Genomic DNA, 16,412 nt, shown 5'->3' on the forward strand with positions numbered 1-16,412 from the left:
GAGCGAAGTGCGATACGGCGTCAACATCCTCAACTTCGGTGCGGGCACGGCTCCGGACACCCTGCTCCGCTGGGCGCGGTACGCCGAGGAGCGGGGCTTCCACTTCGCGATGATCTCCGACCACGTCGCGGTCACGCCGGAGGTCGCCGAGCAGTACGAGGCCCCGTTCTACGACCCGTTCACGACGCTGGCCTGGCTCGCAGGGCAGACCGAGCGGATCGAACTGGGCACCACGGTGACCGTGCTGCCCTTCCGCCATCCCCTCCTGACCGCCCGGATGGCCGCGAACATCGACAGGTTCAGCGGCGGGAGGCTCATCGTCGGAGTCGGGGTGAGCTGGAGCGCGAGCGAGTACCGCTCGCTCGGGGTCGAGCATCGCCGCCGCGGAGCGATCACCGACGAGTATCTGGACGTCGTCACCAGGGCCTGGCGGCACGAGAGGATCTCCCACCACGGGGAGTTCGCCTCCTTCGACGACGTCGCCACGGGTCCGCTGCCGGTTCGCGTGCCCCCGGTGTGGGTCGGCGGCGGCAGCAGGGCCGCGCTGCGCCGCGCCGTGCGGTATGGCGACGCCTGGCATCCGCTCAACCAGACCATGCGCTTCTACCGGGACGAGGGGCTTCCCGCGCTGCACCGCATCGCGGAGGAGGAGGGCAGGCCCGTACCGCAGTTCGCTCCGCGGCTGCCGCTGAGGCTCGCGGATTCGCCGCTGCCCGAGGAGACGCGGCCGGCGGGTCAGGGGACGCTCGACCAGGTCCGGCGCGACCTGGAGGGCCTCGCGGAACTGGGCGCGGCGCACGTCCTCTTCGACACCTACCGCGGTGAACCGGCCTCGATGCGACCGCAGAAAGAGGACGAGCGGCTGCTGGAGACCCTCGCGGAGCATGTGATCGGCGGCGAGCTTCACCACCCGGCACGGTGAGCCGCTCGACAGCTGAACGGAACGTCATATTCCGTAGAGTGGTGCGGGCAAGGGGCCGCGACACCCCGTCACGCCGGACCCAGGAACCGCAGGACCCAGGAACCGCAAGGACCCAGGAATCCAGGAATCCACGAAACCCCAGGAACCGAGGAACTGAGGCACGCCACGTGAGCACACTCCCGGAAGTCACCCTCAACAACGGAATCCGCATGCCGCAGCTGGGCTTCGGCGTCTACCAGGTGCCGGAGGACGAGACCCAGAGCGTGGTCGCCTCCGCGCTGGAAGCGGGCTACCGCAGCATCGACACGGCGGCCCTCTACCGGAACGAGGCCGGCACCGGCCGCGCGCTCGCCGCGTCGGGCATCCCGCGCGACGAGCTCTTCGTGACCACCAAGCTGTGGAACACCGACCAGGGTTACGACGCCGCCCTGCGGGCCTTCGACACGTCACTGGAGAAACTGGCCCTGGACTACGTCGATCTGTATCTCATCCACTGGCCGCTTCCGGCGCGTGATCTGTACGTCGAGACGTGGCGGGCCCTGGAGAAGATCCACGGCGAGGGACGGGCCAGGGCGATCGGCGTCTCCAACTTCCAGCCCGCGCATCTGCGCCGGCTGACGGAGGAGAGCTCCATCGTCCCCGCCGTCAACCAGATCGAGCTTCATCCCCGCCTCCAGCAGGCGGAGTTGCGCTCCTTCGACGCCGGTCTCGGCATCGCGACCGAGGCCTGGTCGCCGCTCGGCCGCGGCAACGGCGTGCTCGAGGACCCGGCGGTCATCGGCATCGCCGAGAAGCACGGCAGGACCCCCGCGCAGGTGGTGCTGCGCTGGCACCTCCAGCTGGGCAACATCGTCATCCCGAAGTCGGTGAACCCGGCGCGTATCCGCGAGAATCTGGACGCCTTCGGCTTCGAGCTGGACGCGGAGGACCTGGCCGCCGTCGAGGCGCTGGAGACGGGTGCACGCGTCGGGCCGGACCCCGACACCTTGAACTGATCGTCTGAACCGGCCCGTTGAACCGACACGTTGAACTGACCCGTTGAACTGGCCTGCTGGACTGGCCCGCTGCCGGGCGGAGTCGCCCGCGGACGGAGGAAGCCGCCGCGGGCGACGGCCGTCGCCCCCGGTCAGCGAAGGGCCGGGCCCTGCGCCAACAGCTCCTCGATGCGCGCCAGTTCGTCGTCCCCGAAGCCGAGGCGCTCGCTCGCGGCGACGCTGTCAGCCAGCTGCTCTGGGCTGCTCGCGCCCACGAGCGCCGAGGTGACGCCGTCGCGCAGCACCCAGGCGAGGGCCATCTGCGCGAGCGACTGCCCTCGCTCCCGCGCGAGTTCGTTCAGCCCTCGCAGCATCGCGACGGTCTCCGCGGTGATCTGGTCGCTGCTGAGGAACGGGCTCGCTCCGGCGGCACGGGACCCCTCGGGCACGCCGTCGAGATAGCGGTCCGAGAGCAGGCCCTGCGCCAGGGGCGAGAAGACGATGGAGCCGGCGCCGAGTTCGCCCAGCGTCTCCAGCAGGCCCTCCTCCGGCTGACGGTCGAGCATCGAGTAGCGCGGCTGGTGGATGAGGAGCGGTGTGCCCAGCTCGCCCAGGATGCGGGCGGCCTGACGGGTCTGCTCCGGCGAGTAGTTGGAGACACCGGCGTAGAGCGCCTTGCCCTGCTGCACCGCGGTGTGCAGCGCCCCCATCGTCTCCTCCAGCGGCGTCTCGGGGTCGGGCCGGTGGGAGTAGAAGATGTCGACGTACTCCAGGCCCAGACGCCCGAGGCTCTGGTCGAGGGAGGCGAGGAGGCTCTTGCGCGAGCCCCATTCTCCGTACGGGCCGGGCCACATGAGGTGCCCCGCCTTGGTGGAGACGACGATCTCGTCCCGGTACGGGCGCAGGTCCTGGTGGACGATGCGGCCGAAGGCGGTCTCCGCGGCGCCGGGCGGAGGCCCGTAGTTGTTGGCGAGGTCGAAGTGGGTGACGCCCAGGTCGAAGGCGCGGCGGACGATGGCCTGCTGGCGCTCCAGCGGGCGGTCCGTGCCGAAGTTGTGCCACAGGCCCAGCGATATCGCGGGGAGGTGGAGGCCGCTGCGGCCCGTACGGCGGTAGGGCATCGTCTCGTAGCGGCCGGCGTCGGCTCGGTACACGGGGGAGTCTCCTCGGTGCTTGCTGCGTGATGTGGTCGGTGACCGGTCGACGGGTGACGGTCGATCGGCGATCGGTCGTCAACGGCCGGTCGTCAATGGCCGCTCGTCACTGGCCGGTTGGCGGTGGCCGGTAGTGCCGGCGGCCCGATCGGTCCGGACCCGGCACGGGAAAGGACGTACGGGCGGAGCCGGTTCAGGCGACGCCCTCGGGGCTGGCGCCCTCGATCTGGACGCCGTCCGACGCGATGCGCTCGATCTCGGCGACCTCGTCGTCGCTGAGGGTGATGTCCGCGGCAGCGGCGCTCGATTCGATGCTGGAGGTGCTGCGCGCGCCCACCAGCGCCACGTCCACGTGCGCCAGCACCCACGCGATCGCGATCTCGCTGACGCTGTGCCCGCGTGCCCGCGCGAACTCCGAGAGGCGGCGCACCACTTCGAGGTTCTGCCGCAGCGCGTCGCCCGTGAACGCCGTGGCCTTGCTGCGCCAGTCGTCCTCGTCGAAGCGGGTGTTCTCGTCGAACCGGCCGGTGAGCAGACCGCTGGCGAGCGGGCTGTAGGCGAGGACGCCGATGCCGTGCTCACGCGCGTACGGCAGGATCTCCGCCTCGATGCCGCGCCGGAAGAGGTGGTACGGCGGCTGAAGCGTCTCAACGGGTCGTACGGCCGCGAACTCGGCCATCTGCTCGGCGTCGTAGTTGGAGACGCCGACATGGCGCAGCTTGCCCTCGTCGACCATCTCCTGGAGCGCGCCGGCCGTCTCGGCGGCCGGCGTCTTCGGATCCGGCCAGTGCACCTGGTAAAGGTCGATGGTCTCCACGTCCAGGGCACGCAGGCTCTGCTCCACGCCCTCCCGCAGGAACGCGGCGGAGGCGTCGCGTCCCCCGCCGTCCGGCTGTACGCCGCCCTTGGTGGCGATGACCACGCTGTCGCGGTCGCGGACCAGATCGGAGCGGAGCGCCCGGCCCAGCAGCCGTTCCGAGGCGCCGAAGCCGTAGGCCTGCGCCGTGTCGAAGAAGTCGACGCCCAGCTCCCGGGCACGCCGGACGGCGGCGATCGCGGCGTCCTCGTCGAACGGGCCCCAGTCGCCGCCCAGTTGCCAGGTGCCGAAGGCGACACGGGAGACCTGAAGGCCGGTGACTCCGAGTGTGGTGGTCCGCATGCGTTCGCTCCTCCTCGCGGCGGTCGGGCGTGGACCTCTCCAGCCTCGCCCGCCCCAAGCCGTGCGTCCAATAGAAGAAAGCGAACGGATTGAGCAGCTAGTCTTCTCAATCGTGGAACTACGGCACCTCGAATACTTCGTCACCGTCGCCGAGGAACGGCACTTCACCCGCGCCGCCGAGCGGCTTCTCGTCTCGCAGTCCGGGCTCTCGGCGTCCGTGCGCGCGCTGGAGCGGGAGCTGGGCGCGAAGCTGTTCGTACGCACCACCCGCAGCGTCGAGCTGACCGGCCCCGGCAGGGCGCTGCTCGCCGAGGCGACCCGGACCCTCGCGAGCGTGCGCGCCGCCAAGGAGGCGGTGGCCGCGGCACAGGGGCTGCTGCGCGGCACCCTGTCGGTCGGTACGGAACAGTGCATCGCGGGCGTCCATGTGCCGCAGCTGCTGGCCCGGTTCCGGGCCGAGCACCCGCAGGTGGAGATCCGCCTGCGGCAGGCGGGTTCGGCCAGGCTGGCCGAGGACGTCGGTGCGGGCAGGCTCGACCTCGCCTTCGTCGCTCTGTGCGGCCCGCCGCCGCAGGGCGTGCGCCTCACGCCGATCGCCGAGGAGCCGCTCGTGCTGCTCTGCCACCCCGGGCACGCGCTCGCCGGGGGAGAGGCGGCACGCTGGGCGGAGCTGAAGGGCGAGGCGCTGGTGGACTTCCAGCCCGACTGGGGCGTACGGCAGCTCACCGACCGGGCCTTCGCCGCCGCCGGTGTGGAGCGGCAGGTCGCGCTGGAGGTCAACGACGTGCACAGCCTCATCGAGCTGGTGGAGCAGGGCCTCGGAGTGGCCGTCGTCCCCCGGCACTTCGCGCGCAAGCCGCAGGCGGCGGGCGTGTGCGCCGTGCCGCTGACGGAAGGACCACAGCCGATCTGGAAGGTCTCCCTCGCCCGCCCACATGGGGACGCCGCGAGCCCCGCCGCCCGGAAGCTCTGCTCCTTGCTGGACCTGCCGGCGGATGACGACGACGCGGAGGGGGACGGCCGGCGCGCGTGAGACGCGGCGCCCTCCGCCGCCCGCCCGCCGGGGGCGCAGGCGCCTCTGCGCAACCTGGACGGTTCCCCAATGGCCGCACGTACGTGCTGTGTTGGGCGGGGTTGCCCGTGCTCGGATTGGGCGAGGCGGAGGGGATGACCCGGCCCACCGAGCGGTCCTGCCGCGCTCGCGCGCCTTTCCGGGCACGCCTCCGCGCGCCCGTCGCGTCACTCGGTGGAGTCTCAATGGGCGTACGTATGTGCCGCGTTGGGCCGGTGACCGTGCCCGGTATGGCGACGCGGAGGGGAGGGCCCGTCGGCGTGAGACGTGGCGCCCGCTGCCACGCGCCCCGCCACGCAACGTGGGCGGCGCCCCAACGACCGTACGTACGTGCCATGTTGGGCCGTGCCGGTGCCCGAATGGCGATGCCGCGGAACGGCCCACCCGCGTGAGGCGCGGCGCGCACCGCCGCGCGCCTGTGCCGCCTGCCTCTCGCCCAGGCGGCGGCGTCCCAACTGCCCTATGCACGTGGCCGGTTGCTCGGTATGGCGATGCGGAGCGGGACAGGCCCGCGCGGAGACGGCGCGCACCGCCGCGTGCCCGAAGCGTGCTCCTTGGGGCGCGCCTCCGCGCGTCCGCCGTTGCCCCAACTGCCCTATGCACGTGGGCCGGTTGGCCGGAACGGCGACGCGCAGCGGGACAGGCCCGCCCGTTTGAGAGACGGCCCGCACCGTCGCGTGCCCGGAGCGTGCTCTTTGGGCGCGCCTCCGCGCGCCCGTCGCGCCCCGACGCCCCTGCATACGTGCCGTGTTGGGCCGGTGCCCGGGGTCGGAAACCCGGGTGATCCGGCGTAAGCAGGGACGTATGCTCGCCCCTGACCACTGCGCTTCGCCCAGGACCGTGCCCGGGAGGGCCGATGACCCCCACCGACAGACCGGACGCCGCCGCCGATCCCGCGACCGGGGCGGCGGACGGGCCCGAGCCCGGCCCGCCCGCCGCCCGGCGGCATCCGCTCTCGCGCGCCGCGCGTCTCTCCCGGCGCCGCTTCCTCACCACGGCCGCCGCTGGCGCGGCCACAGCCGGCGCCGTAACCGTCGCCGGGCCCGCTGGCGCAGCCGCCACCGCACCGGTCATCGCCCCGCCCGCCGATGCGACGGCGGGCGGGGCCTCCCGCGTCACGCTCTCCTTCACCGCGGCCACCAACGGCGCCGCGACCCTCGCCCCCGGCGGCGACAGGCTCGTCGCCGAGGTCCAGAACGTCCTGTGGTCCCTGCCGCGCGGCGGCGGACGCGCCGTACCGCTGACCGACCCAGAACTCGAGCCCACCCGCCCGGAGTTCTCACCCGACGGCAAACAACTGGCCGTCTGCGCCTACCGGGGCGGCGGTTTCCACGTGTGGACGCTGCGACCCGACGGGTCCGGACTCCGGCAGCGCACCGACGGCCCCTGGGACGACCGCGGCCCCGCATGGTCCCCCGACGGCACGCGCATCGCCTTCTCCTCCGAGCGCGGCGGCGACGCGGTCAAGGGCAGTCCGTACCGCATCTGGGTGCTCGATCTCCGCACCGACGAACTCACCAGGCTGACGGGCCTGCCCGGCCAGGACGGGCCCCAACAGGACGGCGCCTGGGAGGACTTCGACCCCGCCTGGTCGCCCGACGGCAAGCGCGTGCTGTTCGTGCGCGGCGCCCCCGCCGAGGGTGAGAACGGGCCGGTGCTGCGCAGCCGCACGATCGCGTCGGTACCGTCCGACGGCAGGGGACCGGTGCGTACGGAGCACACCGGAAGCGCCGAGGCCGACGTGATGACCCCCGCCGTCTCGCCCGCGGGCAGGCTCGCGCATCTGCGCACCACACCCGCGCCCGCCGCCTCCTGCACGCTGATGGTCGACGGCGAAGAGCTCGCCGTGGACGGCGAGGTGCTCCCCGTGCCGCCGCGCTGGATCTCGGCCGGGGAACTGCTCCTCACCGTCGACGGCAGGTTCAGCGTCGTGCGGACCGCCGCACCGAAGGACGCCGAACACATCCCGCTCGCCGCCTCGTTGCCCGTCGAGCGGCCCCGATACCCGGTCAAGGACTACGGTTTCGCGCCGGGCGGCGGCAGCCGCCCCGTGCGCGCCCTGCACCTGCCCGCGCTCTCGCCCGACGGCCGGCAGGTGGCCTTCGCGGCGCTGAACTCCCTCTGGGTCGCGCAGACTTCGGGCCGCGGTGGGCCGCGTAAGGTCGTCGCGGGCAGCCCCACCCGCTATCCGCTCGCGCCCACCTGGACGCCCGACGGGCACGGCCTCGTGTACTCCGACGACCGTGACGGTCTCCTCGGCGTCCACCGGCGCGACCTGCGCACCGGCGAGGACACCGTGCTCGCCCCCGGCGGCCGCGTCTTCCCCGTGCTCGCCCCGGACGGGGACCGCCTCGCGGCCCTCGACATGACGGGCAATCTCGTCGTACGCGATCTGCGCGGCGGCGCGTCCCCCGCGAAGCCCGGCGACGAGGCCGAACGCGTCCTGGCCGAGCCGCTGGGCGCCGCGGGGCTGCCGGGCAGACCGAGCTGGTCGCCCGACGGCCGGTACCTGGCGCTGTGCGACCGCAACCGCCTCAACCAGCGCTTCCGCGAGGGCTACAACGTCGTCCGGATCGTCGACGCCACCAGCGGCGAGGACCGGCTGTACGTCCTCGCTCCGCACGCCTCGATCTCCGACCGCTACGACAGCGGCCCCGTCTGGTCGCCCGACGGCACGCACCTCGCCGTCGTCAGCGAGTCCGCGCTGTGGCTGCTGCCCGTCCGCCCCGACGGCACGCCCCGCGGCGAGCCGCGCCGCATCACCGACGAGAGCGCCGACCACCCCTCGTGGGCGGCCGATTCGCGCACACTGCTGTATCTGTCCGCGGGCAGGCTGCGGCTGCTCGACGTGCACAGCGGCGCCGTGCGCACCGTGCCCGTCCGGCTCGGCCACCGCCCGCCGCGGGCCCGCGACACCGTCGTCCGTGCCGGAAGGCTCTGGGACGGCACGGGCGAAGAGGTCCGCGAGGACGTCGACATCGTGGTGCGGGGCGGCCGCATCCGCGCCGTCTCACCGCACCGCCCGGGGCGTTCGGCGGCCCGCCGCGTCGACGCGTCGCACCTGACGGTGGTGCCGGGCTTGTGGGACTCCCACACGCACCCCTGGCAGAGCACCTACGGCGCGCGCCAGACCGCCACGCAACTCGCGTACGGCATCACGACGGCCGTCTCCCTCGGCGGCTTCGCCTACGAACAGGCCCGCATCCGCGAGGCCGTCGCCGGCGGCGCCCTCGCCGGTCCGCGGCTGCTCGCGACCGGCGAACTCCTCGACGGGGCGCGCGTCGCCTACAGCATGGGCCGCGCACACCGCACCCGGGACGGCCTGCGCCGCTCGCTGGAGCGCGCCGAAGGGCTCGACTGGGACTTCGTCAAGACGTACGTACGCGCACCCGGCTGGATCATGGCGGAAGCGGCCCGCTTCGCGCACGAGAGGCTCGGCGTGCGCTCCGGCAGCCACCTGTGCACACCCGGCATACAGCTCGGCGGCGACCTGACCACCCATCTCCAGGCCACGCAGCGCCTGGAGTCCGGGCGGGCGACCAGCGCCACCGGACGCGCCTACCAGGACGTCGAGGAGATCTACACCGCACAGGGAGCCGGCTTCCACCTCATCGCGACTCCGTTCACGGCCGCGCCGCTGCTGGGCGCCGACCCGTCCCTCGCGGACGATCCGCGGGTGACGCGGCTCATGCCGCCATGGGACACCGGTGCCGTCGAAGAGCTCGCGGGCACACCGCCGACGGGCGCCCAACTGGCCACGCTGGCACGGGAGACGGCGATCTACCGGCGAGTGCTGGACGGCGGCGGCCTCATCGCGCTCGGCACCGACCAGCCGCTCGTACCGGTCGGCCTCCATCTGCATCTGGCGCTGCGCGCGCTGCACCGGGGCGGTCTGTCCCCGGCGGCGGCATTGCGCACGGCGACGGTGATGCCCGCGCGCGTCTTCGGCGCCGAGAAGGACCTCGGAACGGTCGAGGAGGGCAAGCTCGCCGACCTCACGCTCGTCGACGGCGACCCCTTCACCGACTTCGACGACCTCGTACGGACGGTGTCGGTGCTGCGGGGCGGTGAACTCTTCGAGGCCTCCGAACTGACCGGCGCCTTCCCCGAGTCGGGGGCGCACACCGCGGGCTCCGGGGACACCGCGGGCGGAGCCGGCACCGCGGCCGCCGGCTCCTCGGCAGGCTGGCGGCACGTGAGCCGCCACCTGCGCCGGGAGGGCTGCTGCGACATGGGCGCCTGAGCGCGCACCGCCCTCGCCGTCGCCCGGCTCCTCCCGCGGGCGCGGCGGAGGCTGTTGACTGGGGGAGTGGAGTGCATCTTCTGCGACATCGTCGACGGCCGCCGCGAGAGCCACCGTGTCTTCGAGGACGAGAGCGTGGTGGCCTTCCTCGACGCGCGTCCGCTCTTCCCCGGGCACACACTCGTCGTCCCGCGCGAGCATCACGAGACGCTGACCGACCTGCCCGCCGCGACCGTCGGGCCGTTCTTCACCCGGGTGCAGCGCATCACCGGCGCCGTGGAGTCCGCGATGGAGGCGGCGGGTTCGTTCGTCGCCGCGAACAACCGGATCAGCCAGTCCGTGCCGCACTTCCATGTGCACGTCGTCCCCCGCAACCCCAAGGACGGGCTGCGCGGCTTCTTCTGGCCGCGCAGCCGCTACGGCAGCGAGGAGGAGGCCCGGGCGGTCGCCGCCAGGCTGCGCTCCGCGCTGGCCGGATGAAACCGGCGGAGCCCAGGAGCAGACGGCGTCGCAGCGGCCGGACGAGGCTGGCCAGCCACTGAACCAGGCCAGCCACTGAACCCGCTCGTCCCAGTCAATCCGGTCAACCCGCTCGGCCCGGTCAACCCCTGCCCCGTGCTCACTTGGCGTCCGCGTAGCACTCCACGACGGCGGTGCTGAACGCGAACCGCACCGGCGTATCGCCGAACGCCGCACGCCCCGCCCGCTCTCCCGCCTCCACGATCGCCGCCGCGACCCGCTCGGCGTCCTCCGCGGGGCAGTGCACGATGACCTCGTCGTGCTGGAAGAAGACCAGCTCCGCCGCCGAGCCCGCCAGCTCCTGGCGGAGCGAGGCCAGCATCAGCACCGCCCAGTCGGCCGCGCTGCCCTGGACCACGAAGTTCCGTGTGAAGCGCCCTCGCGCCCGCGCCGCACCGGCGCTCGCGCTCGCGCCCGACCCCGCGGGCGGCGGCGCGGGCGGCGTCTCGCCGCCGCCCTCCCACGCTCCCTCGGCCTCCGGGCCGGTGCCCCCGCCGTCCTCTTCCGAGGCGGCTCCGGCGGGCGGGCAGGTGCGGCCCAGATGCGTGCGCACCAGCCGCCCCTCCTCGCCCGCCCTTGCCGCCTCGTCCACGTACGCGATCGCGCGGGGGAAGCGGCGGCGCAGCGCCGCCAGATTCCGCAGCCCGTCACCGCTGGTCTGCCCGTAGATTGCCCCGAGCAGCGCCAGCTTGGCCTGGGCCCGGTCACCGCCGAACGCCCGCTGCGACAGCAGCGTGTACAGATCCTCACCGCTGCCCGCCACCGCCATCAGCCCCGGATCGCGCGATACGGCGGCGAGCACCCGCGGCTCCATCTGCCCCGCGTCCGCCACGACCAGCCGCCAGCCCGGATCGGCGACGACCGCCCGCCGCACCACCTTCGGAATCTGAAGCGCACCACCGCCGTTGGTGGTCCAGCGGCCCGACGCGGCGCCGCCCGGCACGTACTCGGCGCGGAAGCGCCCGTCCCGCACCCACGAGCGCAGCCACGACCAGCCGTGCGCCGTCCAGAGCCGGTACAGCTTCTTGTAGCGCAGCAGCGGCTCGACCGCCGGATGGTCGACGCGCCGCAGCTCCCACGCCCTCGTCGAGGACAGCTTCAGCCCCGCACGCGCGAAGGCCCGCAGCACGTCCGCCGGCAGATCGGGCCGCACCCGCGCGCCCGGCCCGAACGCCGCGGAGATCTCCTCCTCCAGCTCGGCGAGGCGCTTCGGCACGCCCCCGCCCCCGTACCGCTCGCCGAGCAGCTCCTCCAGCAGCTCGCGGTGTACGTCGGCGCGCCAGGGCACGCCCGCGCGCCCCATCTCGACCGCGACGAGCGTCCCCGCCGACTCTCCGGCCAGCAACAGCCGCATGCGCTCCGGGTGTTCGGCGGCCTCCGTACGCTCCAGCTGCGCCGCGTACACCTCCAGCAGCGCCGTCATCGGGTCGACCCCGTCGGGCAGCGGAGCGGGGGCCGCGTCGAACAGCGACGGCTCCGCCTCCGCTCCCCGCGACGCGGCGGGAAGGTCCTGCGGCACGGGCAGACCGTGCAGCCTCGCCCACGCCGCCGGCAGTGAGCGGGGGTCGCCTGCCCGGCCCTCGTGCCCCAGCAGCAGCGCCTCCGCCGTCTCCACGTCGTAACAGCGCTCCACCCCGACGCCCGCCTCCAGCAGCCGGGGATGCAGCGAGGCGCTCGCCCGCCACACCCAACGGCCCACGCCGGGCCGGGAACGCACCGCGGCGACCGCCGACTCCTCCGTACGGACGGGACCGGCCGGCCTTCCGCGCGCGTCCAGCGGGCAGACCTGGGCACGCCCGTCGTCGCGCTCCGCGAGCGCCCACCGCACCGCCGTGACCGGGTCACCCGTCATGTGCGTGAGTCTTGCACCGGGCACTGACAACGCCCTCACACCGGCGACGCCCTCACAACGCCCCGCGCCCCGTGGGACCCACGGGGCGCGGAACGGTGACGGCGGTGCGGCACGGAACGATCTGGCGGCTAACGGACGGCCTTGATCAGCTCCCCGTCCGGGGTGTCACCGCTCAACTCCCATACGAAGGAGCCGCCGAGGCCTTTCTGCGCGGCCCACTCGCCCTTGCTGCCGATGGTCTCGGGGGTGTCGTAGCTCCACCACTGGCTGCCGCAGTGCGCGTACGCCGTGCCTGCGACCTTGCCGGTAGCGGGGCAGCGGCCCTTGAGCACCTCGTAGTCCTCGATGCCCTGTTCGTACGTCCCGGGTGCGGCGCCCGTCGCGGTGCCGCCGGGCTCCGCCTGGTCCACGCCGTTCCAGCCGCGCCCGTAGAAGCCGAGACCCAGCAGGAGTTTGCTTGCGGGAACACCCATGCCGGTCAGCTTCTCGACGGTGGCGGACGTGTTGAAGCCGTCCTTGGGAATGCCGTCGTAGGCGGTGAGCGGGGAGTGCGGAGCGGTCGGTCCCTGCGCGTCCCAGGCGCCGAAGTAGTCGTACGTCATGGGCAGATACCAGTCGACGTACTGCGCGGCGCCCGCGTAGTCCGCGGCCTCCAGCTTGCCGCCGGCCGAGGCGTCGGCGGTGATCGCGGCGGTCACGAGCTTGTCGCCGCCGAACTTGGCGCGCAGCGCCTTCATCACGTCGGTGAAGGCCTCCCGGCCGCTCTCGTCGCAGGTGAGACCGCAGGCGTTGGGGTACTCCCAGTCGATGTCGATGCCGTCGAAGAGCCCCGCCCAGCGCTCGTCGTTGAGCAGGCTGTAGCAGGAGTCCGCGAACGCCGCCGGGTTCTTCGCCGCCTCGGCGAAGCCGCCGGACCAGGTCCAGCCGCCGAAGGACCACAGCACCTTCAAGTCCGGGTGCTTCTCCTTGAGTTGGCGGAGCTGGTTGAAGTTGCCGCGCAGCGGCTGGTCCCAGCTGTCGGCCTTGCCGTCGACGCTCTGGTCGGCCGAGTAGGCCTTCTCGTAGTCGGCGTAGGAGTCGCCGACGGTGCACTTGCCGCCCTGCACGTTGCCGAACGCGTAGTTGATGTGCGTGAGTTCGCCGGCGGAGCCGGACGTCTCGATGTTCTTGACGTGGTAATTGCGCTGGTACACATCCCAGTTGGCGAAGTAGCCGACGAGCTTTCCGTCGGCAGCCGCACGCGCGGCGGAGCGAGTCTGCGCGGCGGCGTGCGAGCCGCCCGCCGGGGCCGCGACTGCGCCGGCACCGGAGAGCGTGGCGGCGAGAACGGCCGCGCACGCGGCGGCGATCAGGGCGAGGATGCGTCCCCTCGGAGCGGACGAGGCGGATCTGCGGCGTCGTGCGAAGGGTCCGGTCATGGCTCTCCTCAAGGGAGTTGTAGGGGTTGGGGATGGATGCTGCTGGTGATCCCTCGGTGCGTGGTGGGGGGTGATCCGCCGGGAGTGCGGCGGAAGTTCCAGCCGGAATCTAGAAGGACTAGACCATTGCGTCAATGGTTTGAACCAATCCCGCCTGGGGCTTCCGCCCCGATCTCCGCGCACGCCAGTGCCGGACCTCCGCTCACACCTCGCGCCCCCCGGCCCGTCCCGGCGGTGACGCGGTGCTGCCGATCGGGCATACTTTTTTCGCCGCAACCCCTGGTCAGCCGCCGTCGCAACCCGGCGCGGCGAACCGGCGAGGCGGCTTCGCACAGGTCCCGGCTCCCGGCCGCGGCCCTGATCACGGCGGCGCACCACACCCCGGTCCGCCGCCGCGGCCCCCGAACAGGAGGAGAGCGTCGTGATGCCCGACTACGGACCGCAGCCGGTCCAGCGCCAACTGCCCACGCAGGAAGCTCGCGATCTGCTGGCCCTCGTGCGCGAACTGGTCCAGCGGGAGATCCGTCCCCGCGCGGACGAGGAGGAGGCCGCCGGCCGCTTCCCGCGTGAGATCTTCACCCTGCTGTCCGAATCGGGGCTGCTGGGACTGCCGTACCCGGAGGAGTTCGGCGGCGGCGACCAGCCGTACGAGGTCTACCTCCAGGTTCTCGAAGAGCTCGCCTCGGCACGTCTGACCGTCGGCCTGGGCACGAGCGTCCACACCCTCGCCTGTCACGCGCTCGGCGTCTTCGGCACCAAGCAGCAGCGCGCCGACCACCTTCCCGCGATGCTCGGCGGCGGCACGCTCGGCGCGTACTGCCTCTCCGAACCCTCCTCGGGCTCCGACGCCGCGTCGCTGCGCACCCGCGCGGTCCGCGACGGCGACGAGTGGCTGCTGGAGGGCTCCAAGGCGTGGATCACCCACGGGGGAGTCGCCGACTTCTACACCGTCCTCGCGCGCACGGGCCCCGAAGGGCCGCGCGGGATCACGGCGTTCCTCGTCCCCGCCGACGCCCCCGGGATCACCGCGGCCGCGCCCGAGCGCAAGATGGGAATGCACGGATCGCCCACCGCCCAGGTCCACTTCGACGGCGTACGCGTCGGCGACGCACGCCGCATCGGAGACGAGGGCCAGGGCCTGACCGTGGCGCTCTCCGCCCTGGAGTCCGGGCGCCTCGGGATCGCGGCCTGCGCCGTCGGCCTCGCACAGGCCGCCCTGGACGAGGCGCACGCCTACATGCTCGGACGCGAGCAGTTCGGCCGGCCCATCGCCGACTTCCAGGGCCTGCGCTTCATGATCGCCGACATGGCGACGCAGATCGAGGCCGGGCGTGCCCTGTACCTGAGCGCCGCACGGCGGCGGGACGCGGGACTCCCGTTCGGCCGGGAGGCCGCCATGGCGAAACTGTTCTGCACGGACGCGGCGATGCGCGTGACGACGGACGCCGTCCAACTCCTCGGCGGCTACGGCTACACCGCCGACTTCCCCGTCGAGCGCTACATGCGCGAGGCCAAGGTGCTTCAGATCGTCGAGGGCACGAACCAGATCCAGCGCATGGTGATCGCCCGTCAGCTCGTCGGCCCCGAGAGCGTCCGCTAGCCGCGCTCCGCGCCCGTATCCGCGCCCGCGCCGGTCGCCCCGGCGCAGCCTGCCGCGGCCTCACACCGCGCAGAACCCCTGGGAGTGCGGGCGCGGGCGGGGGCTACGCCGCCTCCGCCGCCTCTCGTACGTCCTCGACGACCTTCTTGTCGAGCGCCGCGCGCACCAGCCCGGCCGCGAACCGCGCCAGATCGCGCTCGGCGACCAGCCCCGCCAGCCTGCCCGTCGACGTGGGCAGCCCGAGGCGCTCCGCGCCCTGCTCCGCCTTCATGCCGAAGTACGGCCCGAACTCCGGCCACACCGCCTGCGCCTCCCGCAGAAAGATGTCGACGCCGGTCGGCCCGATCCCGGGCACCTCGCGCAGCCGCTCCGCGGTCTTCCGGCCTTCCCGCATGCCGCGCAGGTCGCCCTTGTACTTGCTGAGCAGCAGTTCCGCCCCGTCGCCGAGCTGTGTGGCGGTGCGCTCGTCGTAGCGCCGGTAGCCGCCCACGCCGAGGGCGTCGACCCGCTCCTGCCACGTCGCGTCGGCCATCCGCCGGGCGTCCTTCATCCCCGCGTCCGACAGCGCCCGCGACGAGGCGACGGCGACGTCCGCCCGGATGCGCGCCGAGAGCAGCATCGAGAGCACCAGCAGCCGGTACAGCGGCGACGGGGTGTCGCGCAGCGTGATGCCCGCCTGCTCGGCGTATGTGAGGCCGTGCGTCTCCAGCAGCGCCCGTGCCGTCGCCCGGTGCCCGGACTGCTGCGCGGGCTTCGCCTGCGGCCTTGTCTGTGTCTGTGTCATGGGGCCCTCGCTCGGCTCTCGCCTTCAGAGGCCGTACGGGTGCCCATCGGGGCGGCGGTATCCACCTGCCGGGTCCGTGAAGACAGCACGGTCCGGACGGGCCGCCCCGCAAGAGCCGGCTCCGGTTACCCCCCGGGCAGCAGCGACGGCGTGCGCGGACCGCCGACGTGCGAGAACGGCTGCGTGCGCCAGTCGAGCCCCTCGGGCAGCGTCAGCAGCGCCGTCAGCCCGTGCTCCTGGCCGCCGTCACCGTCGAGCGCGTCCGCCTCCGACGCCGCACGCCCGGAGCCCTGGCAGACCGTCAGCCCGAACGGATCCCACGGTGAAGCGCACAGCGCGTGCTCGGGCAGGCTCTCCTCGTCCGCGAAGAGAGCGATCGGCTGCCCGCAGTCCGGGCAGGTCACCCGGAAGATCTCGTAGATCCCGTCCTCGTCGTACGTCCCGCCCGCGACGGCCTCGACGGCCTCGTCCTCCACCGCCGGGGCGGCCTCCCTGGACAGGCGGACCGGCTTCTCAGTGCGCATGCAAATCCCCCTCCTGTGGACCTGCCGGGCAACCCGCCCCCGGCCTCAGCAAGCACTGCCCGCGGCGTGATTCGCATAATCGCCGCACGCCCGGGGACACGGGAGCGTGGATGTGGCCTTGGTCACACGGAGCGCCCTCATGTGCGCTCCTCCCTGCGCCCGGTGTGCCGGAGTGCGCCTGGCACAGTAGG

General features: G+C 73.2%; 12 protein-coding genes. 6 read left to right on the top strand and 6 right to left on the bottom strand.

Annotated features, from left to right (window positions below):
* Positions 1-7 precede the first annotated feature (7 nt).
* Together QQM67_RS10810 and QQM67_RS10815 are read left to right on the top strand one after the other, a co-directional pair.
* The gene (locus QQM67_RS10810) at positions 8-922 is read left to right on the top strand and encodes a TIGR03619 family F420-dependent LLM class oxidoreductase (RefSeq protein ID WP_314173476.1); all 915 of its coding nucleotides are present in this window, start codon (positions 8-10) and stop codon (positions 920-922) included.
* 209 nt (positions 923-1,131) lie between these two features.
* Entirely contained in the window at positions 1,132-1,917 is a 786-nt protein-coding gene (locus QQM67_RS10815) for an aldo/keto reductase (protein WP_399066366.1), read from the top strand.
* A 131-nt stretch (positions 1,918-2,048) separates the two neighbouring features.
* Here QQM67_RS10815 and QQM67_RS10820 read toward each other — a convergent pair whose 3' ends face one another.
* Positions 2,049-3,017: an aldo/keto reductase gene (locus QQM67_RS10820; RefSeq protein ID WP_314173765.1), complete on the bottom strand. Its 969-nt coding sequence runs from the start codon at positions 3,015-3,017 to the stop codon at positions 2,049-2,051.
* Between the two features lie 226 nt (positions 3,018-3,243).
* On the bottom strand, positions 3,244-4,209 hold the full coding sequence (locus QQM67_RS10825) for an aldo/keto reductase (RefSeq protein ID WP_314173478.1): 966 nt from the start codon (positions 4,207-4,209) through the stop codon (positions 3,244-3,246).
* 112 nt (positions 4,210-4,321) lie between these two features.
* On the opposite strand from QQM67_RS10825, the gene QQM67_RS10830 reads away from it, so the two are divergent.
* The 3 genes from QQM67_RS10830 to QQM67_RS10840 all read left to right on the top strand — a co-directional run bounded on the left by QQM67_RS10830 (position 4,322) and on the right by QQM67_RS10840 (position 10,004).
* Positions 4,322-5,242 carry a LysR family transcriptional regulator gene (locus tag QQM67_RS10830; protein WP_314173479.1) on the top strand — a complete coding sequence of 307 codons (921 nt, stop codon included), beginning with the start codon at positions 4,322-4,324 and terminating at the stop codon, positions 5,240-5,242.
* An 895-nt stretch (positions 5,243-6,137) separates the two neighbouring features.
* Entirely contained in the window at positions 6,138-9,524 is a 3,387-nt protein-coding gene (locus tag QQM67_RS10835) for an amidohydrolase family protein (protein WP_314173480.1), read from the top strand.
* Between the two features lie 66 nt (positions 9,525-9,590).
* Positions 9,591-10,004: an HIT family protein gene (locus QQM67_RS10840; protein WP_314173481.1), complete on the top strand. Its 414-nt coding sequence runs from the start codon at positions 9,591-9,593 to the stop codon at positions 10,002-10,004.
* Positions 10,005-10,143: 139 nt separating this feature from the next.
* Here the strand turns inward: QQM67_RS10840 and QQM67_RS10845 are convergent, their stop codons facing one another.
* Both QQM67_RS10845 and QQM67_RS10850 read right to left on the bottom strand, forming a co-directional pair.
* Positions 10,144-11,895 (bottom strand): bifunctional 3'-5' exonuclease/DNA polymerase, encoded by a 1,752-nt coding sequence (locus tag QQM67_RS10845; protein ID WP_314173482.1) that lies wholly within the window; start codon positions 11,893-11,895, stop codon positions 10,144-10,146.
* Between the two features lie 128 nt (positions 11,896-12,023).
* The gene (locus QQM67_RS10850) at positions 12,024-13,313 is read right to left on the bottom strand and encodes a glycoside hydrolase family 18 protein (RefSeq protein ID WP_314173483.1); all 1,290 of its coding nucleotides are present in this window, start codon (positions 13,311-13,313) and stop codon (positions 12,024-12,026) included.
* 424 nt (positions 13,314-13,737) lie between these two features.
* On the opposite strand from QQM67_RS10850, the gene QQM67_RS10855 reads away from it, so the two are divergent.
* The gene (locus QQM67_RS10855; protein WP_314173484.1) at positions 13,738-14,913 is read left to right on the top strand and encodes an acyl-CoA dehydrogenase family protein; all 1,176 of its coding nucleotides are present in this window, start codon (positions 13,738-13,740) and stop codon (positions 14,911-14,913) included.
* A 103-nt stretch (positions 14,914-15,016) separates the two neighbouring features.
* Here the strand turns inward: QQM67_RS10855 and QQM67_RS10860 are convergent, their stop codons facing one another.
* Both QQM67_RS10860 and QQM67_RS10865 read right to left on the bottom strand, forming a co-directional pair.
* Positions 15,017-15,697, bottom strand: a complete 681-nt coding sequence (locus tag QQM67_RS10860) for an HhH-GDP family DNA glycosylase (protein ID WP_314173485.1) — start codon at positions 15,695-15,697, stop codon at positions 15,017-15,019.
* A gap of 125 nt (positions 15,698-15,822) precedes the next feature.
* The gene (locus QQM67_RS10865; protein ID WP_314173486.1) at positions 15,823-16,221 is read right to left on the bottom strand and encodes a hypothetical protein; all 399 of its coding nucleotides are present in this window, start codon (positions 16,219-16,221) and stop codon (positions 15,823-15,825) included.
* Positions 16,222-16,412 lie beyond the last annotated feature (191 nt).

It is taken from the genome of Streptomyces winkii, from assembly GCF_032248595.1.
Taxonomy (GTDB): Bacteria; Actinomycetota; Actinomycetes; order Streptomycetales; family Streptomycetaceae; genus Streptomyces; species Streptomyces winkii.

Excerpts from the sequence above, each read along its gene's own strand:
- QQM67_RS10825 (WP_314173478.1), bottom strand. The coding sequence starts at position 4,209 with ATGCGGACCACCACACTCGGAGTCACCGGCCTTCAGGTCTCCCGTGTC.
- QQM67_RS10815 (WP_399066366.1), top strand. The coding sequence starts at position 1,132 with ATGCCGCAGCTGGGCTTCGGCGTCTACCAGGTGCCGGAGGACGAGACC.
- QQM67_RS10855 (WP_314173484.1), top strand. The coding sequence starts at position 13,738 with ATGCCCGACTACGGACCGCAGCCGGTCCAGCGCCAACTGCCCACGCAG.
- QQM67_RS10835 (WP_314173480.1), top strand. The coding sequence starts at position 6,138 with ATGACCCCCACCGACAGACCGGACGCCGCCGCCGATCCCGCGACCGGG.
- QQM67_RS10860 (WP_314173485.1), bottom strand. The coding sequence starts at position 15,697 with ATGACACAGACACAGACAAGGCCGCAGGCGAAGCCCGCGCAGCAGTCC.
- QQM67_RS10865 (WP_314173486.1), bottom strand. The coding sequence starts at position 16,221 with ATGCGCACTGAGAAGCCGGTCCGCCTGTCCAGGGAGGCCGCCCCGGCG.
- QQM67_RS10820 (WP_314173765.1), bottom strand. The coding sequence starts at position 3,017 with ATGCCCTACCGCCGTACGGGCCGCAGCGGCCTCCACCTCCCCGCGATA.
- QQM67_RS10850 (WP_314173483.1), bottom strand. The coding sequence starts at position 13,313 with ATGACCGGACCCTTCGCACGACGCCGCAGATCCGCCTCGTCCGCTCCG.
- QQM67_RS10845 (WP_314173482.1), bottom strand. The coding sequence starts at position 11,895 with ATGACGGGTGACCCGGTCACGGCGGTGCGGTGGGCGCTCGCGGAGCGC.